Origin of the sequence: Tenacibaculum jejuense (assembly GCF_900198195.1) — a bacterium.
In the GTDB taxonomy this organism is placed as follows: Bacteria; Bacteroidota; Bacteroidia; order Flavobacteriales; family Flavobacteriaceae; genus Polaribacter; species Polaribacter jejuensis.
This window is the reverse complement of record NZ_LT899436.1, coordinates 1484082-1505721: the sequence shown is the minus strand read 5'-3', so window position 1 is coordinate 1505721 and position 21640 is coordinate 1484082. Positions and strand designations below refer to the sequence as shown.

At 29.6% G+C, this 21640-nt stretch carries 22 protein-coding genes; 5 read left to right on the top strand and 17 right to left on the bottom strand.

The window, feature by feature from the left end:
• Positions 1–41 precede the first annotated feature (41 nt).
• Positions 42–1409 carry a hypothetical protein gene (locus tag AQ1685_RS06850; RefSeq protein WP_095070664.1) on the top strand — a complete coding sequence of 456 codons (1368 nt, stop codon included), beginning with the start codon at positions 42–44 and terminating at the stop codon, positions 1407–1409.
• A gap of 106 nt (positions 1410–1515) precedes the next feature.
• Here the strand turns inward: AQ1685_RS06850 and serA are convergent, their stop codons facing one another.
• The 8 genes from serA to AQ1685_RS06810 form a co-directional block, all read right to left on the bottom strand.
• The gene (serA, locus tag AQ1685_RS06845) at positions 1516–3399 is read right to left on the bottom strand and encodes a phosphoglycerate dehydrogenase (protein ID WP_095070663.1); all 1884 of its coding nucleotides are present in this window, start codon (positions 3397–3399) and stop codon (positions 1516–1518) included.
• Positions 3400–3626: 227 nt separating this feature from the next.
• The gene (locus AQ1685_RS06840; RefSeq protein WP_095070661.1) at positions 3627–4184 is read right to left on the bottom strand and encodes a collagen-like protein; all 558 of its coding nucleotides are present in this window, start codon (positions 4182–4184) and stop codon (positions 3627–3629) included.
• Positions 4185–4342: 158 nt separating this feature from the next.
• Complete coding sequence (locus AQ1685_RS06835) at positions 4343–4702, bottom strand: hypothetical protein (protein ID WP_095070659.1); 360 nt, start codon at positions 4700–4702, stop codon at positions 4343–4345.
• A gap of 220 nt (positions 4703–4922) precedes the next feature.
• Complete coding sequence (gene ettA / locus AQ1685_RS06830; protein WP_095070657.1) at positions 4923–6614, bottom strand: energy-dependent translational throttle protein EttA; 1692 nt, start codon at positions 6612–6614, stop codon at positions 4923–4925.
• Positions 6615–6676: 62 nt separating this feature from the next.
• Positions 6677–6856, bottom strand: a complete 180-nt coding sequence (locus tag AQ1685_RS06825; protein WP_095070655.1) for a CAL67264 family membrane protein — start codon at positions 6854–6856, stop codon at positions 6677–6679.
• 65 nt (positions 6857–6921) lie between these two features.
• Complete coding sequence (locus AQ1685_RS06820; protein ID WP_095070653.1) at positions 6922–7872, bottom strand: PorP/SprF family type IX secretion system membrane protein; 951 nt, start codon at positions 7870–7872, stop codon at positions 6922–6924.
• Positions 7873–7874: 2 nt separating this feature from the next.
• Positions 7875–9956, bottom strand: a complete 2082-nt coding sequence (locus AQ1685_RS06815; protein ID WP_095070651.1) for a T9SS type B sorting domain-containing protein — start codon at positions 9954–9956, stop codon at positions 7875–7877.
• A gap of 147 nt (positions 9957–10103) precedes the next feature.
• Positions 10104–12131, bottom strand: a complete 2028-nt coding sequence (locus AQ1685_RS06810; RefSeq protein ID WP_095070649.1) for an NADPH-dependent 2,4-dienoyl-CoA reductase — start codon at positions 12129–12131, stop codon at positions 10104–10106.
• A 156-nt stretch (positions 12132–12287) separates the two neighbouring features.
• Between AQ1685_RS06810 and AQ1685_RS06805 the strand changes: the two genes are divergently transcribed.
• Positions 12288–14012 (top strand): T9SS type A sorting domain-containing protein, encoded by a 1725-nt coding sequence (locus AQ1685_RS06805; RefSeq protein WP_095070648.1) that lies wholly within the window; start codon positions 12288–12290, stop codon positions 14010–14012.
• Between the two features lie 66 nt (positions 14013–14078).
• Here the strand turns inward: AQ1685_RS06805 and AQ1685_RS06800 are convergent, their stop codons facing one another.
• The 5 genes from AQ1685_RS06800 to AQ1685_RS06780 form a co-directional block, all read right to left on the bottom strand.
• Positions 14079–14561 carry a hypothetical protein gene (locus AQ1685_RS06800; protein ID WP_095070646.1) on the bottom strand — a complete coding sequence of 161 codons (483 nt, stop codon included), beginning with the start codon at positions 14559–14561 and terminating at the stop codon, positions 14079–14081.
• Between the two features lie 210 nt (positions 14562–14771).
• Positions 14772–15494 carry a pirin family protein gene (locus AQ1685_RS06795; protein WP_095070644.1) on the bottom strand — a complete coding sequence of 241 codons (723 nt, stop codon included), beginning with the start codon at positions 15492–15494 and terminating at the stop codon, positions 14772–14774.
• Between the two features lie 6 nt (positions 15495–15500).
• Positions 15501–15941: a MarR family winged helix-turn-helix transcriptional regulator gene (locus AQ1685_RS06790; protein WP_095070642.1), complete on the bottom strand. Its 441-nt coding sequence runs from the start codon at positions 15939–15941 to the stop codon at positions 15501–15503.
• 3 nt (positions 15942–15944) lie between these two features.
• Positions 15945–16475, bottom strand: a complete 531-nt coding sequence (locus AQ1685_RS06785; protein WP_095070640.1) for an NADPH-dependent FMN reductase — start codon at positions 16473–16475, stop codon at positions 15945–15947.
• Positions 16463–16822: a DoxX family protein gene (locus AQ1685_RS06780; protein ID WP_095070638.1), complete on the bottom strand. Its 360-nt coding sequence runs from the start codon at positions 16820–16822 to the stop codon at positions 16463–16465. The genes AQ1685_RS06785 and AQ1685_RS06780 overlap by 13 nt, the downstream gene beginning before the upstream one ends.
• A gap of 132 nt (positions 16823–16954) precedes the next feature.
• On the opposite strand from AQ1685_RS06780, the gene AQ1685_RS20620 reads away from it, so the two are divergent.
• Complete coding sequence (locus AQ1685_RS20620; RefSeq protein WP_162288555.1) at positions 16955–17908, top strand: bifunctional helix-turn-helix transcriptional regulator/GNAT family N-acetyltransferase; 954 nt, start codon at positions 16955–16957, stop codon at positions 17906–17908.
• A 108-nt stretch (positions 17909–18016) separates the two neighbouring features.
• Positions 18017–18919 carry a DMT family transporter gene (locus tag AQ1685_RS06770; RefSeq protein ID WP_095070634.1) on the top strand — a complete coding sequence of 301 codons (903 nt, stop codon included), beginning with the start codon at positions 18017–18019 and terminating at the stop codon, positions 18917–18919.
• On the opposite strand, the gene AQ1685_RS06765 is transcribed toward AQ1685_RS06770, so the two are convergent.
• The 4 genes from AQ1685_RS06765 to AQ1685_RS06750 form a co-directional block, all read right to left on the bottom strand.
• Complete coding sequence (locus AQ1685_RS06765) at positions 18912–19724, bottom strand: helix-turn-helix domain-containing protein (protein WP_095070632.1); 813 nt, start codon at positions 19722–19724, stop codon at positions 18912–18914. The two genes, AQ1685_RS06770 and AQ1685_RS06765, sit on opposite strands and share 8 nt — an antisense overlap.
• Positions 19724–20002 (bottom strand): putative quinol monooxygenase, encoded by a 279-nt coding sequence (locus AQ1685_RS06760; RefSeq protein ID WP_095070630.1) that lies wholly within the window; start codon positions 20000–20002, stop codon positions 19724–19726. Before AQ1685_RS06760 ends, AQ1685_RS06765 begins: the two co-directional genes overlap by 1 nt.
• An 87-nt stretch (positions 20003–20089) precedes the next feature.
• Positions 20090–20701 (bottom strand): hypothetical protein, encoded by a 612-nt coding sequence (locus AQ1685_RS06755; RefSeq protein WP_095070628.1) that lies wholly within the window; start codon positions 20699–20701, stop codon positions 20090–20092.
• Positions 20702–20764: 63 nt separating this feature from the next.
• Positions 20765–21199: a hypothetical protein gene (locus tag AQ1685_RS06750; protein ID WP_095070626.1), complete on the bottom strand. Its 435-nt coding sequence runs from the start codon at positions 21197–21199 to the stop codon at positions 20765–20767.
• 191 nt (positions 21200–21390) lie between these two features.
• Between AQ1685_RS06750 and AQ1685_RS06745 the strand changes: the two genes are divergently transcribed.
• Positions 21391–21582 (top strand): hypothetical protein, encoded by a 192-nt coding sequence (locus AQ1685_RS06745; protein ID WP_095070624.1) that lies wholly within the window; start codon positions 21391–21393, stop codon positions 21580–21582.
• The last annotated feature ends 58 nt before the right edge of the window (positions 21583–21640 follow it).

The following is a 21640-nucleotide window of genomic DNA, read 5'->3' as shown; positions in this document are numbered from 1 at the left end:
TTCCTATTTGTAGATTTAGCATATAACTAACAAATACAGACATGAAATCTACAAAATTGGTGATCCTTTTTTTATGCTTAATTACAGTCGTCGCATGTAATAAAACAACAAAAAACAAGGATAAATCACATTCAAAAAAAGTTTACATTCCTGTTGATTATACATATCCTACTGATTCTATTACTATTAATAAATGGATAGCTAATAACGACTTTAACTCTATGTATAAACATAGTTGGGATGTATGGAAACATTTAACAACCCCCTTAAGTAATGGTACTTTAACGTATCAAACTTGGTCTAGTCCTAAGCAAATTTTACACAAGATGAATAATCCTAGTGCAAATAGTTTGGTTGGACTAGAATTTAATAAGCCTAACCAATTTAGTCATTCAAAAACCTCACAAACAATTTTTGATGACACTCAAACAGTAGAAGTTGTAGCTTATAATCCATCTGCTGAACAATATGCTATTGCTAATAAAATATTTTATTTATCTACTTTGAAAGCTATGCAAACTGGTGAATTTAGTCAAATACCAGAATTTCCTCACGATGCTATTACAATAAAACCTGTATACAAGGTGATTACACAAGATAAAGTATCTGATCAAGGAATTTACACTATGGCTGCTTGGCATGGACCAGAATATAAAAACAACGGATATCCTGAAAAAGAATGGAACTCTTGTATTCATGTTGATCTTAATACTACAAATAAATCAAATCCTAACGGTCGTTTAGATTATAAATGCGATACAATAACTCCAGAGAACACGTATTATTTAAATGATTTTATTCATTTCACTATAGATGAAACTTTAGCTAAATCATATAACAGTGAAAATAGTATAAAATCTACAGATCCTAAAGCAGCAAAAGCTGGAGATAAAGCTATATTAGTTGCGATGCATGTGGGAACAAAAGAAATTAAACGTTGGGTTTGGCAAACATTTTGGTGGTCTCCAACTCCTTTAACACCTTCTTTTCCTAGTTCAGATGATATCGCTTCTGCAAAACACGGAATAGCTTTACAAGGAGCTGCTAATCATTATGCTATGGATATAGCTTACTCTATGCTTATCCCAGCACAACCTTATATTGGAGGAAAAAATGAAGGAGAACTAGTTATTGGTTATAATCCTTATTTAGAATCTGGATTTGATACTAGTTTCTTTGATGAAGCTACGAGCTATGTTTACAATAAAGGAACTAAAATTGCTACTAATATTGGAACACTTTCTAATTGTATGAGTTGTCATATGTCTGCTACTATTAATACTAAAAATGGTAGTACTGCTCCATATGTTGGTGACACATATCTTAGCTATAAAGACTCTATTTTTCAGAAAAGATTAATGTTAGATTTTGCTTGGTCTATTCAATCTAATATTGACTCGTTAAAATAAAGTGAAACTTATTTAACCAAACTTTTTTATAAAGTTTACTACTAAAAAAAGCCTTGTTTTATAAAAACAAGGCTTTTAATATATTTAACTGTATTGAATTATATTTTTAGTATAAAACTCTAAAGCGAAGTGTTCCTTCAACATTTTTTAATTCTTGAATAACATCTTGGTTGTAATCTTTGTCTACATCAGTAATTACGTACCCAACTTTAGGATCTGTAGATAAATACTGACCAACGATATTTAAACCAAACTCTGCAACAACTTTGTTAATATTTGCCATAACACCAGACACATTTTTATGCATATGCAAAAAACGATGTGAATTTTGTTGTTTTGGTAAACGGATATTTGGGAAATTTACTGCATCCACAGTATTTCCAGAATTTATGTATGCCATAATCTTCCCAGGAACAAAATCTGCTATATCTCTTTGAGCTTCTTCTGTACTACCACCAACATGAGGTGTTAAAATTACATTAGGCAAACCTTTTAAATCGGTGTAAAAATCTCCATTTTTTCTAGGTTCTTCAGGATAAACATCTACAGCAGCTCCGGCTAACTTACCTGATTTTAATGCCTCTGTTAATGCTGGAATATCTACAACGAAACCTCTAGATAGATTTACTAAATGAGCTCCATCTTTCATTTGAGAAATTTCTTTAGCTCCTATGTAATTTCTATTTAAAGAATTGTCATCTACGTGTAATGTTACCACGTCTGAAATAGCTAATAAATCAGCTAAAGAATTCATTTTAGTAGCATTACCTAAAGCTAATTTATCTTCAACATCATAATAGTACACATCCATTCCTAAAGCTTCAGCTAAAACAGATAATTGTTTTCCTATATTTCCGTATCCTACGATACCTAGTTTTTTTCCTCTAACTTCTTTAGAACCTTGAGCGGTTTTGTTCCATTCTCCGTTATGAATTTCTGTACTACGTTGAAAAACACTACGCATCAACATAATAATTTCTCCAATGGCTAATTCAACTACAGATCTTGTATTACTGTAAGGAGCATTAAAAACGACTATTCCGTTTTCTTTACATGCGTCTAAATCAATCTGTTTTGTTCCAATACAAAATGCACCAACTGCCAATAATCTAGGAGCATTTTCAATTACTTTTTTTGTGATTTGAGTTTTCGAACGGATTCCAATTACATGAACATCTTGTAATTTTTCAATCAATTCTTCTTCAGATAAACTTCTTCCTACAGTTTCGACTGTAAAGCCATCGTTTGTAAATTTTTCGTACGCATCTGCATGTATGTTTTCTAATAGTAACATTTTGATGCGGTTTTTTGGATATGATATATTTCTTGGCAAATCGTTTATAAATAAAAATTCGTCTAAATTTGGTGTAATATAATCAGCGTTTTTAATTGTTTTTTCACGCTGAACATTTTCTGTATAAGCAAAAAACTTGTCGGCTACTCCTGCTTCTTTTGTGATATAATCGCTGTAACCATCTCCAATTACTTGGATTTCTCCATCTAATTGTAAATTTTGTAAACAAGCTATTTTACCGTTGTGTACAGAAAGAACGTTGTCTCTATCGAATCCTATAATTTCTCCATCTTGACTAAACTCAAAAGTATTCGCAAATACTCTTTCTGCTGGAATATTATATTCTGCAACTATAGGTATAATGAATTCTTTGAATCCTGCAGAAATTACATAAATATTCTCTGAGTAAGATTCGAAAAACTCTTTATTTCTTTCAATGGAACTGGAGACTCTTTTCTTTAGTTCTTGAATTAACAAATTTAAATCGGATCGTTTTGCATTAAGTAACTTTATTCTACGTTCTAACGACTGGGTAAAGGAGATATCTCCATCAATCCCAAGGTTTGTGATTTTGATAATTTCATTAATTACCTCTTCTTTTTTTGGATTGTTCGCTAAGGTTATTTCAGCTAAAACATCCAACGCTTCTACTTTAGTAAGCGTACTGTCGAAATCGAATATATAATATTTACTCATGGCATTAAATTGTCCATTAAGTCCGAAAATTACAATCTATTTGGTAGACAAAGAACACAAACATCAAGAAATCTTCTATTTTTATCAGTCTGATAATAAAACTTATATATTTTAAGAATATGCTAAAATTACACTCCATAAAAAAAGATAGATTAACAATAATCTATCTCTAAAATCTTTATTAAGATTTTTATGACCAAATTTACATTATTTCAGCATATACTATTTTATTCCAACAACTTAAATCGTTTTAATGCTTCTTCGTAAGAAAGTTTACTTAGATCCTCTCTTGATGCTACAGCAGAGTTTCCTTCAATAATAAAATAACGAATATCATCTATGCTTGCATTTAATGGTCCTGTAGACTTTAAAGCGTAAATATTAATTTTATTTAACTCATATGTAAAAGTAATTACTTCATCATTCCCATTATCAAAAGGAAACGCATATGTCATAGGATACCAAGCTTCTCCTGTAACTAATTTGAAATACACAAGGATTAATGAATTATCAAGTACTTCTTGAGTTATATCTGTGTCATTAATTTCAAAAAGATTTGCTTCTTGACCTAAAAAACTTCCTACTGTCCAAACAACATTATCTACAGTTTTTACGATAACATTTGCATTCCCGTCTTTACCGTCTGTTCCTGGTAAACCTTGTTCTCCTTGTGGACCTTGCATTCCATCTATACCATCCATGCCATCTTCTGAACTACAAGAAAAATTACATATTAACACAAGCATAATTAATAAATACGAAATTTTAAATTTTGTTTTTTTCATGATTTTATATGATTATTTATTAAATGATTTTGACTTTTAATGTTGATATCATGAAAAGGTTAACATAATTTAAAAGATCATTCTTGTTGGGCTCATCTTCAAAACAAAAACGCCAGTAAGCTTAAACTTACTGGCGTTAATAATTAAACTCTTATAAATTAAGAATTTTCTTCCTGAGATTTTAACTCTTTTAATCCTGTTATTTTATGTGTAATTTCTCCATCTTTCTCTTCTGAAAGATAAGTAATTTGAAAAAGTTTTCCTTTGTATTCGTCGGATTTTAGATCATAAGATTCTAATAACTCATCTGCTATCAAACTGAAAGTCATTGAATTTCCATCTTTCAATAAAAACTTAAATCCTTCTTCTGTATAGTCTTCAAAAGTTGCTACTAAATTTTTTTCATCCTGAATTGAAGTAACTTGATCTGATGGTTTTTCAAAAGCACTAACACTTCCATAAATTCCTGCACATAAGAATAGCATTAAAAAAGCTACTTTTCTAAAATAATTATTCATTTTTGATTGTTTTAAAATTAAACTTATTGATTGGTAGCTTATTGAATTAACTGCGCAGGAAATTGATAATCTACACTAATAAAACCCTGAGAAATTCATTTTATTTTCTAAAAATCAATACTTTAACTTTATTTAATATAACATCTCTTTATTTTAGAACTTTTAACGCTAATTAAGATTCTTTTAAAAAAAAGCTCACCGGAAAGGTGAGCTTCAGAAATTATCTAATTAATTTTTTATATTTAATTCGTTTCGGCATAATGTCTCCACCTAATCGTTTCTTCTTATTTTCTTCATATTCAGAGAACGATCCTTCGAAGAAATATACTTGAGAATCACCTTCAAAAGCAAGAATATGAGTACAAATTCTATCTAAGAACCAGCGGTCGTGAGATATAACAACTGCACATCCTGCAAAGTTTTCTAGTCCTTCTTCTAAAGCTCGAAGTGTATTTACATCTAAATCGTTAGTTGGCTCATCTAATAATAATACATTACCTTCTTCTTTTAGTGTCATGGCTAAATGTAAACGGTTACGTTCACCACCAGATAATGTATTTACTTTCTTATTTTGCTCGCTTCCAGAAAAATTAAATCGACTTAAATAAGCACGTGAATTTACTTGCTTTCCTCCCATCATGACTAAATCTTGACCATCAGAAAAGTTTTCCCAAATAGATTTATTAGGATCGATATTCGCATGATTTTGGTCTACATAAGCAATCTTTGCCGTTTCTCCAACAGAAAAAGTTCCAGCATCTGGATTTTCTTCTCCCATGATCATTCTAAAAATTGTTGTTTTACCGGCACCGTTTGGTCCAATGATACCAACAATTCCTGCTTGAGGTAAATTAAATTCTAAATTCTCGTATAATAATTTCTCGCCAAAAGCTTTAGAAACACCAGCAGCTTCGATTACATTAGTTCCTAAACGTGGACCGTTTGGAATGTAAATTTCAAGCTTCTCTTCTGTTTGCTTTTGGTCTTGATTCATTAACTTATCGTAGTTCTTTAAACGAGCTTTTGACTTTGCTTGACGCCCTTTTGGTGCCATACGAACCCATTCTAATTCTCGTTCTAAAGTTTTCTGACGTTTAGAAGCTGATTTGCTTTCTTGTTCTAAACGTTTTGCTTTTTGATCTAACCAAGAAGAGTAATTTCCTTTCCAAGGAATACCTTCACCTCTATCTAACTCTAAAATCCAACCTGCTACATTGTCTAAGAAGTAACGGTCGTGAGTTACTGCAATTACAGTTCCTTTATATTGTGCTAAATGATGCTCTAACCAATGTACAGATTCAGCATCTAAATGGTTGGTAGGCTCATCTAATAATAATATTTCAGGTTCTTGAAGTAATAATCTACAAAGTGCAACTCTTCTTCTTTCTCCTCCAGATAACACTCCAATCTTTTTATCAGGATCTGGAGTACGAAGTGCATCCATTGCGATTTCTAATTTTGTATCTAATTCCCAAGCATTAGTCGCATCAATTTTATCTTGCAATTCTGCTTGACGATCCATAAGTTTTTGCATCTTATCAGCATCAGAATATACCTCTTCTAAACCAAACATATCGTTGATTTTGTTGTATTCATCTAAAACTTCAACAACTTCTGCAACACCTTCTTTTACGATTTCTAATACTGTTTTGTCTTCATCTAGTTGAGGTTCTTGCTCTAGATATCCTACTTTATACCCTGGAGAAAAAACAACATCACCTTGGTAATTCTTTTCTACTCCAGCTATAATTTTAAGTAAAGTAGATTTACCTGATCCATTTAAACCTAAAATTCCAATTTTAGCTCCATAAAAAAAGCTTAAGTATATATCTTTTAAAACTTGTTTTCCAGTAGATTGATAGGTTTTAGAAACCTTATTCATGGAAAAAATGACTTTTTTATCGTCTGACATTTATGTAGTGGTTAATTTGTTTTGTAAAATTTAATTTGTGTCTATTTAAAAGTAATAATTTATTATACGCGTCCTTTTAAAGCGTTAAACACCCATGCTATAGCAAAGAAGCCCAATCCTATTGCTGCAAATCCCCAACCTATATCTTCGTATCTGTATGCTCCTAATCCTATTAATAAAACTCCAATAAAAATCATTAGTAGTGTAGCGTAGGCTAACACTGTGTTTTTGTTCATTGCCATAATCTCTTATTTTGTGTTACAAATATCGATAATTAATCATATTTGCCAATATTAAATAAAAAATCTTAAAAATTTAAAGGGCTACACCCCAAAGATGCGTATCTTTTTTCAAATAAATTAATTCCTAAAATGAACTGATGTGAATTGTAAAAGTTATTGAATTTGGTGCTTGTATCTAAATCAACAGAGTATCCAAAATTAAAATTTTTATAATCTATACCTGCAAAAAAAGTTAACGATGCAGAATTTAATCCGTCATTTATAAAGGTTTTATAAGAAGTTCCATACCAAATACTATATTTTGTTAATAACGGTTTATGATAAAATTTAGCGTTAATATCTAATTCAGTATCTAAACCTTCTATCTTTTTTATAAAAACTGAAGGCTCTAAAAAAAAAGTATCATTTGCATTAATACTTCTTATGTGACCTAAAATCAAAGAATATGATGTTTTGGAATTACTTCTTAAATTATCTGACAAATCATTAACTAACAATTGACTTATTGCTAAACCTCCATAGTAATTTTCATAAATAAAATAGCTTCCTAAGTTAAAGCCAAAATCAAAACCTTCATTAAAGTTTATTAATGCAGGATCATTTCCTTCTCTTTCTAAATCTAAACCGTTATGTCTTCCAGAAAAAGCTAATCCTAAACTCCAATATCTTTCATATTTATTATTAGTTCCTAAGTTGATTTGATATGAGGTAGCTAATTCAAAACCTGTTGTATTATGATTTCCATTTCTATCTTTAAAAATATATCCTCCAACTCCTAAATATCTATTTAATCTACCTTGATAACTAGCTGTTATGGTATTGGGTGAAGAAGGTTCACCTATCCATTGATTTCTATAAGTCAATCGTAATCTGTGATTGCTATTGATTCCGGCAACTGCGGGATTAATTAGAAAATAATTCCCCAGAAGGTATTGAGAGTGTATCGGTAAAAAATCTTGGGAATAACTATTAATTGTAGTAACTAAAATAAATAAAAGCGTTATTTTTCTTTTCATAACTAATTTAATTTAGAAAAATGACCCTTAAAAATTTGCCCATTTACATTTAAGAAATACCAATAATCATCTGAAACTAATTGTTCTCCTAAAAAAGTACCATCCCATAAAACTTCTTCATTTCTGAAACTTTTGATTGTTCTTCTGTAACGATCAAAAATTTGAAGTTCAAAATCTAAACTACCACGTAATTGAGGTATTTTGAAAACATCATTAATGCCATCTCCATTTGGAGAGAAGTATTTAGGAATAGTTAAATTAACTTCGAAATTACTTGACACTTTACAACCATTAACATCTATTACTTCTACAGTATGTTCTCCAAAAGATAAATTATTAAAAATGTTATTCTTCTGAGTAACACTTGAATCAAGAACATAAGTCAATGGTTCATTACCTGTAGCAGTTATTGTTACTGTATTATCAAATTCATCATAAAAAGTATCTTCTATTATTGGAGCTGCATTTTCTATCAAAGTAGTTTTAAGTTCGCCAACACAACAATTTCTATTACTCACTTTTACAGTATAAACTCCTGGATTCTTTATACTTATTTTTCGTGTGGTTTCACCAGTAGACCAAAGATAAGTTTCAAAAGGCCCTGCATCTACTTCGATTGGTTCTCCATTACTACAGATAAATACTTCTTTAGGTAAAGTATTCGAAGTTAGCTCATCTTTAATAGTTAAAGAGTTTGTGTACGTATGGATAACATTATTTATGTCTTCAACTCTAAGAGTAACTGTATAATTTCCAGCATTAGCATATGTATGAGTAGGCTTTTCTAGATTAGAAGTATTACCATCGCCAAAACTCCATTCATAACTAATAGCAGTTTCTATTAAATCTGAAGTAAATTCTGTTACATCGCCAAAACATAAATTCTTAAAGAAAAAATCTGATTTAAAATATGATTGTGGAAAAGAAGGTAAATCTGTTATGTTTAACGTAAGTGTATTTAACAATTCTGTTACGTTACTATTCTCTATTTTTCCTAAAAAAGTATAAATAGGTTGTCCTAAAACTGCAATATATAATTCATTATCTGGCGCTTCTTGAATATCGAAAATATTTGTTCTATTTCTTCTAAAAATATTTTTTTCAGTCGCTTTAATATCATTACTATTGAGATCATATTCATATAAAATATGCTCTGGAGGAAGGCCAAAAGGTAAAATTTTAGTTTTAATAGCTACATATAACTTTCCATCTTTGACACCTCCTAATAAAGGATTAAAAAGTCTAACTTTTGTATCTCCTTGTTCTATTTTAGTTTGTGAAAAAAAATCGCCAGTCTCGCCCGTATTTTTGTTAAAATCTACAATATGTATATAACCTTGTTCGTCTTTAAATTCATTTCTGGCTGTTACAAATCTATTATTTTGGATGAATGTTATTAACTTATCACCTTGTGGTGTTACTTTGATTTCATTAAAAACATTTAAAAACTGATTCACACCATCAATGAAATACTCAAAAATCTTTGGTTCTGCTACTCTACTTGAATTATGCTTTTCTGGACCTCGTTCATTGACTTCTATTGAAAAAATATTATTCCCATTTCTAACTATAACCCAAACTTTTTGTTTTTCTTCATTTACATAACAAGTTAAACCAGAATATATTTGAGTGTCAAAATATAGAACTTCTTCTTCTAAAACTTTAACATTCCCATTGTTATCTATTTCAAATTGAGAGTAATATAATCTAGGTATCACATTAATAGCTTGTTGTCTACCTGTAGATGGAGTTCTTATGGCTTTTGTTTCAAAAAGATAATATTTAGAGTTACAGCCTATTTTTTTAAAAATAACAGAGTTGTATGCTTTTGCAAATTTCTCATTGGATTTTACTATTTTTCCTTGGCGATCGTACAGATTGACTCCATCGTATGAAAGTAAAATTTTCCCTTCTGTATCTGCTATTGAAGATTGTGCACTAACTGTATTAGTAGTACTAGTTATTGTGGTATTGGTTGAATTATTAAAATTAATTTCCAATGTATTCAGTTCCCAAACATTACCCCTATTTTGAGAATGAATCACCACTACTGATATAAAAAAAAGTAGAAGTAACTTTTTCATTTTAAATTTTTACTTTAAAAGTAGTATTTTAACGTAAAAAATCAAAAAAGTTACTCCTATTTAACTTTTATTTGAAGTAAAACGACTAAAAACGAACTTAATTTAAATATTTATCATTTTTAGCTCTTGAAAATATTGATTTCTAAATTAAATTCTTGCGGCTAATCTGCTACCTTGGTCTATAGCGCGCTTAGCATCTAATTCTGCAGCAATATCTGCACCTCCAATAACATGAACTGTAATTCCTTTTGATTGTAATGGTTGTAATAACTCTTTAAATGGTAATTGTCCTGCACAAATAATTACATTGTCAACTTCTAAAACTTTTTGTTCTTCGTTTTGTGTGTAATGTAAACCTTGATCGTCTATTTTATCATATTGCACTTCGTTGATAAATTGCACATTTTTTTTCTTTAGGTTTGCTCTATGAATCCATCCAGTTGTTTTTCCTAAATTTCCACCAAATTTACCTTTACTACGTTTGAACATAAAGATTTCTCTTGGTGAAGGATGTACATGTTTTTCAACACCTTCAATACCACTTCTAGCTTCTAAACTTTTATCAATACCCCATTCATTCAACCATGCATCTATATTTTGAGAAGTACTTTCTCCTTCATGTGATAAATATTCCGATAAATCGAAACCTATACCTCCTGCTCCAATTACGGCAACACGTCTTCCTACTTCTTTTTTAAGTTTTAAAACATCAATATAATTTAGCACTTTTTCGTGGTCAACACCAGTAATTCTCGGTGTTCTTGGTGTAATTCCTGTAGCTAAAATAACTTCATCAAAATCACCTTGAGCTAAATCTTCAGCATTAACTCTTGTATTCAATTTTAGATTTACATCATGAAGTTCTATTTGTTTCCCGAAATATCGAATCGTTTCATAAAACTCTTCTTTACCTGGAATTTGTTTTGCTATGTTAAATTGACCTCCAATTTCACTCTCACCATCAAACAAAGTAACTTCATGTCCTCTTTGTGCAGCAACTGTTGAAGCCGCTAAACCAGCAGGACCAGCACCTACAACTGCTATTTTCTTCTTTTTATCTGTTGGTAAATAATTTAATTCTGTTTCGTGACAAGCTCTAGGATTTACCAAACAACTAGCTACTTTTTGTTCAAAAACATGATCTAAACAAGCTTGATTACATGCGATACAGGTGTTAATTTCATCATCTTTTTCCTGCTTAGCTTTATTCACCCATTCTGGATCAGCTAAAAACGGACGAGCCATAGAGATCATATCTGCATGACCTTCTGCCAAAACTTTTTCAGCAGTTTCAGGCATGTTAATTCTATTCGAAGTTATTAGAGGAATAGAGATTTCGCTTTTCATTTTCTTAGTCACCCAAGTAAAAGCTGCTCTTGGAACCGAAGTTGCTATTGTAGGAATTCTAGCTTCGTGCCAACCAATTCCTGTATTAATAATAGTTGCACCAGCTTTTTCTATTTCCTTTCCTAACATTACGATTTCGTCCCATGAACTTCCGTTCTCTACTAAATCTAACATTGAAAGTCTGTAAATGATAATAAAATTCTCACCTACTTTCTCTCTAGTTTGTTTAACTAGTTCGATAGGTAAACGCATACGATTTTCGTAGCTTCCTCCCCAATCGTCGTTTCTTTTATTTGTTCTTTTTGCAATAAACTGATTAATTAAATATCCTTCAGAACCCATAATTTCGATTCCATCATAACCTGCTTCTTTTGCTAAAGCAGCTGACTTAACAAAATCTTTAATTGTTCTTTTAATACCAGATTCTCTAAGCTTAAAAGGTTTAAAAGGTGTTATTGGCGACTTTATTGCAGACGGTCCCACGTTAAGTGGATGATAACCATATCTTCCTGCATGTAAAATCTGCATGCAAATTTTTCCTCCTTCTGCATGAACAGCTTCTGTAATTACTTTATGTCTTTCTGCATGTTTCTTAGTACTCATTCTAGCAGAAAAAGGTCCTGTCCATCCTTGTATATTTGGAGCAATTCCTCCGGTAACAATTAATCCTACTCCTCCTTTTGCTCTTTCTGCATAAAATCTGGCTATTTTATCGTATCCATTTTTTTCTTCTTCTAAACCAGTATGCATAGATCCCATTAGGATTCTATTTTTTATTGTAGTGAAACCTAAATCTAACGGCTCAAAAATATTTTTGTACTTAGTCATTCAGTCTGATTTTTAATTTTATTATGCATGCATAATAACTGCAAGATACTTTTATTTTTCGAATTTGTAAACCTTAACTTTCTTTTAATCTTACTTTTTTGTGTTATAATTTAATGAAAATATAAATTTGCTAACCTTTTTATAACGAAAAAATAAATGAACAAACTTTTCCTAACCCTTTTAATATTTGTGAATGTTTTTAGTTATGCGCAATCTGCATCAATCCGTATTGATGGAAATTTTGATGATTGGACGACTAACTTAACTACATTTACTGATACCAATGAATCTCTTAATGGAATTGATCTTTTAGAATTTCAAGTAACTAACGATGCTGAATATTTGTATATTAAAATTAAAGCAAACAAAGAGTTTGACTTAACAGATGGCGATATTATTCCTCATGACTTCTATTTATATTTAGATACAGATAATGATTCTAATACTGGTTTTAAAGTACGAGACGATTATGGTGCAGAATTGGGAATTCAATTTGGTGAGCGTACATTATTTAATAATTTTACTGGAACCCCTAAAAACCAAGTTAGTTTTTCTGAGGTAGGCTTAAGAGTTGCTCCTACAGTAACATCTAAAGAATTTGAAATTGCAATTCCTAGGGCGAGTGTTCCTGACGGAATTAATCCGTTATTTCCATCTTCTTCAGTAAAAATTTTAGTTCGTAATAGAAATAACTTCGATTGGTTACCGAATTTAAATAATGTATTTACTTATACTTTTAATGAAACTCCTACAACACCTTATCAACCAGTTGACATTAATAAATCTGATAATTCTTTCATAAGAATAGTAGCTTACAATACAAAATTAAATTCCTTACTAGATGCAAGTAAATTAGATGAATATGAACGTCTCATAACAGTTATTCAACCAGATATTATTGGATTTGTTGAGAGTGCGGATACAACTGTAGAATATATTAAATCTTTATTTGATTCTTGGATTCCTTTAGGTACAACTAACGGATGGTATGTAAAAAAACATGGTGGTGAAGTAACCGTTTCCCGTTGGGAAATTATACAAGAATGGGATTTAGACCGTCAATTTCCAGTGCTTATAGACTTGCCTGATAGTTATGGCACCAATTTATTATACACTAATGCACATTTAAATTGTTGCGGGGCTGATGATAGAAGACAAAGACAAGTTGATGAATATGCTGCGTTTGTATTGGAAGCCAAATCTCCTGGTGGACAAATTACATTGCCTAAAAATACTCCTATTGTATATTCTGGTGATTTGAATTTAGTTGGACTTTCAAGCCAATTAAATACCTTATTAACTGGTCAAATTCAAAATACTAATATTTATGGTTCTGGTGCTTATCTTGATTGGGACGGAACAGAACTTAAACACGATAATGCTTTACAAACGGATATTCCAATGGCCTATACTTGGAGATCTGATAGTTCTAATTTTCCGCCTGGAAAACTAGATTTTATAATTTATTCAGATTATGTATTGAATGCCGAAAAAACTTTTGTCATTCAAACAGAAGAAATGCCAAGTGACAGATTGAATCTTTTTGGTTTACAAGAGTTTGATACCAGTACCGCTTCAGATCACTTTCCTGTTGTAGCAGATTTTTCTATTAATAGAAATACATTGAGTACAAAAGAGAATTTTACTTTCATAAATAAAGTTTTTCCTAATCCTGCAGTTGATGAAATTAACATCCAGCTAAATACTTTTGATGAATATAGTATTCATTTATACAATGCTGTTGGAAATTTAATTGTAAGTACAACAGAAGAAACAAATTCAATACAACTAGACATAACTGCTATATCTGGAGGACTTTATCATTTAGCAATTACAAACTCTAAAGGAGAACGAAAGTTTATCAAAGTTCTTAAAAAATAAAATTACAACTTTTACTATAGAAAAAGACTGTCTAAAATTACACTTAGACAGTCTTTTTTTGTTGTATTAAAATTCGATAACAATTACGTCTATTATCATTCCATTAGCACATCTAATGATAATAATTATAATTATCCTTTTTCCATGAATCGTTTTTCCTTCAAGTTTATAAACAGGCTCTCTTTCGAATCTATGCGGTACGTTAATCACATTACCATCTTCCATTCTATGCTCTGCTAAACCAACTCCTGAGAATTCATCTTTTACAATTCTGTAATCTGACAACTCTTCCTTTTTAAGATCAGATTTTTCTAAAAAATCTTCTAAAGTAGGTTCTTCTTGTACTCCTTTTGGATTCATTGGGTATTCATGAGCTTTAACAACTCCATACTTTTCATGATAATCCAATCTTAATTTCTCTTTAGTACCTTCTCTTTGCACTAAAACAGTTTCCACTTCTTCATTTATATCGTTGATCTCATTTTTTTCACAAGATGTCATCATTAACGATACAATAAAAATGATTGCGATGCTTTTAAAAATTTTCATATTATTAATTTTAATTGGTTAATACAATCACAAAACTAAAACACAATAAACAACTAATTAACAATGTTTTACCTATTTAAATTTGATATAACCTCCTTTTTATTGGGGAAAAAGACTTTATTGAAATAGATTTTTTTTACACAAAACTCTTAACTAAAAAAGCTCTTGATTTCTCAAGAGCTTCTTAATAAATTATTTGATTTTTATTCTTTAAAAAGTCATAGGTATTTCAATAAAAAACAATTCTGAAGTTGTATTTGCTGTAATTTTAAATGAAGTAGTTTCAGAAATTCCTACAGCATCTCTATCTGAAAATATTTCGTCATTGATACTTATTTCTCCTGAAATGTTCATAACATAAATTCCATTCTTCTCTGAAGACAACTCATAAATAAATTCTTTGTTTTCATCTAAATCAATCCTTGATAGCTTGGCATTTTGATGCACTTTTAAACCATCAAAATTATCATCATCGATAGCACTCACTAAAACCTGAAGCTTATTTTTTCTATCTTCAGCTTTAAAAGCTTTTTGATTATATCTTGGTGAAATACCTTCCTGATTAGGAATGATCCAAATTTGAAATAAACTCAAATATGTATCAGTAGTACCATTCATTTCAGAATGATAAATACCTGTTCCGGCAGACATAACTTGAACTTCATTAGGATGTACATACAACCATTCGTTAGAAGTATTGTCTTTATGTTTTAGTACGCCACTTAATGGGATTGTAATAATCTCCATATTTTGATGTGGGTGTGTGCTGAATCCCATACTTGGAGCAATTAAATCGTCATTTAAAACACGTAATGCTCCGAAATTTGTTCTATTAGGATCATAAAAATTTGCAAAACTAAAAGAGTAATTCGCTTGCAACCAACCATGATTTACAAATCCGCGAGTATTTGCTGGAAACTTTTCTATTCGCATAATTATTTATCTTATTTTGTCTAATAAATCACTCAATAATTTAGCCTCGTTTTCAGTAAGTCGATCTAGAGGATTCAATGTATCTATTTCCTTATCTATTTCGGTTAACAATAATAAACCTTCATCTGAAATAGCCACATATACTTCTCTTCGATCTACTTCTCCTTTGGATCTATGAATTAAGTTTTTCTCAACCAATTTATCCATCAAACGAGTGGCATTAGGAGCTCTTTCTACCATTCGGTCTTTTACAACTTGAACTTTAATTTTATCTGCTGCTCCTCTTAAAATTCTAAGAATATTATATTGCTGTGGCGAAATACCATACGATTTAAAAAACTCTACCTCTTTACTATTAATCCAATTTGCTGTGTATTTAATATTGATGAAGGCTTTAAAACGATGGTTATCGAAAGTCGAATGAATATCCTTACTAATATCTCCCATTTTCTACAATGCTGACTCTAAATTTTTAACTGCTTCTGATAATTGATTTAATAAATCTGAATCTACAATTTTATCTTCTTTAAAATTATCATTGAAAGAAGGTAAACTAAAGCTCCCTTTAATATCTGCTCCAAAATGAGGAAAACTATTTAAAGCTGTATTTAATACAGTGGCACCTCCTCTACCACCTGGAGAAGTTGCTAAAACTAAAACAGGCTTATTCTTAAAAACAGTTTTATCTTTTCTAGATACCCAATCTAAAAGATTTTTAAATGCCGCTGTATAACTTCCATTATGCTCTGCTAAAGAAATTATAACAGCATCACTTTCTGCTAATTCATTATTAAATTTTATTGCTGCTTCAGGGAATTCATTTTCCACTTCTACATCAATACTATATAATGGAAGTTCATAATCATTAAGATCTAAAACTTTAAACTCATTACTTTTTAATAAACTTGCAGCAAATGTTGCTAACTTCTTGTTTATTGAATTTTTACTATTACTTCCTGCAAAAGCTATTACTTTTCCCATCTTTTTTTATTGAAATTATATGAAATTAATACTAATACGAAACCTATTGCAGCCAACATTTGTTGACTATCTTTTATCATTATATGTGCGAAGAATGCAAGAACTGTATTGAAAAAGAAACCTGCATAAGCCCACTCTTTTAATGATCTATTATTTATAAACCAAATTGTAACTAAGCCTAAAAGTTTAGCTATTGCTAAAGGATAAATGATATAAGTAGGATATCCCATTCCTTCAAAGGCTTTAACTATGTGTTCATGATTAAAAAAATACATCCCAGCAGAAAACAACATTAACAACGTTAATAATCCTGTAGATATATAAAAAATAATTTGATTTGTTTTCATTTTAAAAATTTTACACTACAAATATATTAAATATTTTCCATGGAAAATAAATTTTAATATTTATTTGTTTGATGACATCATATGAAAAATTTATATATTTGTATAAGTACTTATATATTTAAATATATTAATATGGATGCTTTACAAGGAATTGGTGAAATTGGTATAGGGTCTCGACTAAAGAGATTAAGTGAATACATGATGAAAGATACTCAAGTAGTTTACGATCATTTTGGTTTTGACTTTGATCCGTATTTGTTTCCAACATTTAAAATTATTCTTCATAAAGAAGAAGTGACAAACACAGAAATCAATCAGAGTTTAAAAACCTCTCAGCCAGCAACTACACAAGTCATTAATAAACTTGATAAAAAAGGATTGATTGTCCTTAAAGAACATCCTAATGATAAACGTAAAAAGTTGATTGCGCTTTCTGAGAAAGGAAAAAAATTAGCAGAGCAAATTCAACCATTATGGAAAAGTATAGAGTACACTATTAAAGACTACACAAGAATTACATCAGACTCTTTAATTGAACATATTAATAAACTAGAAAAGAAATTCATTCAAAAAAAATTTAGTGATGCTATTATGGAACATTACATTGCAAACAACAAAAAGCAACTAGAAATTATAAACTTCTCAGAGGAGTTTGCCTCTAGTTTTTACGATTTAAACATTGAATGGTTGCAGACTTATTTTTACGTAGAACCTTTCGATGAAGAAGTTTTAGGAAAACCAAAACAATATATTATTGATAAAGGTGGACATATATTTTTCGCAAAACTAAACGACGAAATTGTAGGAACCGTAGCATTGATGCCTCTTGATGAAAACGGAACTTTTGAACTTACAAAAATGGCTGTTTCTCCTGAACATAGAGGTCATAAAATTGGGCAGAAATTAATTACAAAATGTATTGAATTTGCTAAGCAAGAACAATTCAACACACTCCTACTCTACTCAAATACTTTGTTAGAAAATGCTATTTATATTTACAGAAAATATGGTTTTGTAGAAGTTCCTTTAGAAGCTAATTCACCTTACAAGCGTAGCGATATTAAAATGGTATATAAAGGACTTTAAATTACGATAACGCTTGCGTGATTTAATTTTAAAACTTTTAAAAAATTAAGGTCTAAATCATTCATAATATCTAGTTTTGCAGCCTGAAAAGCAAAATTTACAGGAATTATGTGGATGTATTTAGGCCTTTTAGCTGCCTTATTTTTAGGTTTACACAACTTATGCAAAAAACACGCAGTAAAAAATAATGAAGTCTATCCTGTATTACTGGGGACTTTAATTAGCGGACTTTTAATTTTACTACCTTTTTATATTGGAACTCATTTTTTTCCAGAAGCAACATTAAAAGCTGGTTTTCTAATCCAGGATATTCCTTTAGAAAAACATGGTTACATTTTTATAAAATCTATGATTATGTGTTCTTCATGGATTTTAGCTTATCAGGCACTTAAACATTTACCTTTAACAATTGTTGCTCCGATTCGTTCTGGTGGGCCATTTTTTACTTTTTTAGGAGCTATATTTTTATATCAAGAACGCCCAAATTTATATCAATGGATTGGTTTTTTCTTAATTATTTTTTCTGTGTATTTATATTCTCAAGTAGGAAAAAAAGAAGGAATAATTTTTAAAAATAATAAATGGATTTACGCTATAATCGGCGCTACTTTTTTAGGAGCTTCTAGTGGATTATATGATAAATTTTTAATTCAGAAAATTCATTTAAATCCGCAAACTTTACAATTCTGGTTCTGTTTTTATTGTATACTTATTCTCTTAATCATTTTAAGTATTATTTGGTTTCCGAAGATTGAGAAACGTAAGGCTTTTAAATGGCGTTGGTCGATTCCAGCTGTTGGAGTTTTATTACAAACTGCAGATTATTTTTATTTTAAAGCATTACAAGATCCAGAAGCCTTAATTATGTTGTTATCGGCTATTAAAAGAAGTCAATTAATTATTGCTGTAGTATTAGGTGGAATTTTATTTAAAGAAAAGAATAAACGTAAGAAATTATTACCATTGGCAGGAATTATGATTGGTGTTGCCTTGATTTTATATTCTAATTAGAGCTAATAGACTTGTGGTAAAAATTTGTTGTAAAGTTCTGTTCATTAAAATATTCTAAGGGTTTTCTTTTTACCATGGCTTTAAAATCTTTGATGAAATGACTTTGATCAAAATAACCGCTATCATATATTGTACTTAAATAATTCTTATCGTTATTCAATAGTCCTTTTTTTACAATACTTTGCATTCTTGCTATTTGTTGAAATTTCTTAGGAGTAATTCCAAATTGACTCTTAAAGTTTCTTTGAAATTGACGAATACTTAATTGTAGTTTATTTGAAAGATCTGCTAGATTAATAGCATTGTATTGATAATACAATTCATCAATAATTGGATTCCATTTTTCATCATCTGAATTGTAATTTTCATTGAACATTTTTAATAAAAAAGTATCGATACACCTAATTTTGGCTTCAATAGATTTGAGGTTTTTCAATCTTGTGATCAATTCGCTTCCAATATTTCCCCAGAGTTTATCAACTGAAATAAACTGGTCATTTAAATCTAAAAAACTCCATTTAGTAAAATGTCGAAATCTCCCACTTTTAAAACGAACTGATAAAAAAGAAGCCTTATCTGTTTTATCAAAAGAAATACTTTTTCTTGGACAAATCGTATGAGCTTCAGGTAATACAATATTGTTGACAGATAACGTTGTTTCTAAATGAAAAACCAACTCTAAACCTGTACCTGGTAAAATCTTTGGTAACTGAAATAAATCGTTATCCTCTTTTTCAAAAAGATAATAACGATCTATATATTTTTCTAATTGTTTTCCTGGTAAATAAGATGTATTAGAATACATTAATAAATTTCTATTACAGGTTCTTTAGCTAAAATAGGCATTACAAAACTGATATACTTTTTATAATGTTCACTTTCTTTATGATCATCAAAAGCTTTATTATTTTCATAAACTTCGTAAATCATAAATTTATTTTCTGAATAACAATTTTCTAGTACATTGTATTCTAAACACCCTATTTCTTCTTTACTTTTTGATGTTATTGAAAAAGTTTCTTTCATGAAGCTCTCTCTACTTTCTTGTTTAATCTCCAAATGGACTATAATTACTTTTTTCATTTTATTTGTTTTTATATCGCAAATATGAATCGAAAAAATAATGTTCAATAGTAAAAAAACGACATCAATATAGTATGCACTCAAAAATTACTTTAAGGTTTTATAAAACTCTTTCATGTAATAATTCTCTTTTGCTTTTCTTTTGTAAAAGAGCTTTAGGATTTCATCCTTTTCCTCTTCTGAAAGTTTTATTTCTGGTGGATTATATCTTGGAGGGACTCCTTTATCGATATTAGCTATAAAATTAATCACATAATCTGAAAGCATAGCTCCAGAACCTTCACAACCGTACTGAGAAAACACAAATGTTAACGTGTCGTTTAATGATCGCTTAAATAGAGGATACTTTTTTACTTTTGGATTGTACATTAATCCTTCATAAGCAATGGCTTTTACAGCTCCGCTTGGATAATCTAATAAATTATACAACTCACTTGGTGTAGCATTTTTTAATATCCATTTTTGTCTATAAAATTGTTGCGGCGTTCTTCCTGCATAACCTACTGCATCCCCTGTAATTGTTCCATAAGTATCTAACGCGATAATTGAATCTTTGATTTCATTTCTAATTCCTTTCCATTTAAAATTCCATTTTGGTGTATAAAAATTAGAAAAAATAAAGAGTATTGCTACGCAAAAAAAAGTAACTATCGGAAATAAGGAACTCGTTTCTTTTATATTCGGCTTTCTTTTTCTCATTTCAAATGTTTTTTATTACAGATCTGCAACAAAAAACATTCCAGAAATAAATATCGTTTATAGTTATTTCTCAGTTAAAAAGTGTCTGTATAGAAATAATGCTACTAATGCAATTACGATGTAAAAGAAGTTTATCGGAGACATTTGATAAACATAAAAATAGAAGCTGATAGTAAATAATTCGTACACTAAATGTATTCCATCATACAATTTGAATGAATTAACTGATATTTCTTTTACACGTTCAGGAAAAGCTTTTCTTTTTACAACTAAAAGATAATGCAAACCAACTAATAAAACTGCAAGCAATATTACACCGATATCAAATATTTGATTTCCTAAAAAGTTTACTTTAAAATCGAAATGTAATACGATTAAAAAAATATTTACAGTATGTAAAAATGAAGTATGACATAATGCTAACCATGAAGGTGGTATTAATTTTATATGTTCTAGATAATAATATCTGGTAGTTAGTATTTTGGTATATATATTCATTTTTAAGCTAATTTTTAAAATTTAATACATTGTATTAAATAACTCTTTTCTTTTTACGCGTTTTTTTTAAGAAATAAAGAACCAAAAACACAAATTCTTTTAACATTTTTAAAATATATTATGTTTTATTTAACAAATTCGTAATATCTAAATATGTACATTTAACAACATTAACCTTTAAAAATATATCTATGTTAAAAAACATTTCAAATTTAGGGAAAAAGCTTAACAAAAAAGAGCAAACTACAATTACAGGAGGAGAGTTCTGTATGATCCATTGTCTTGACGAGTGTATATCTGGTTTAGATAACTACACTAGCGAAGGTGGACAATATTGTAGTCAATTATGTATTAGACTTTCTGGTGGTAACGGAGGATTTTAATTTATTTTCCGATATACTATTTTAGAATAAAATACAAACCATACTATTTCATACATAG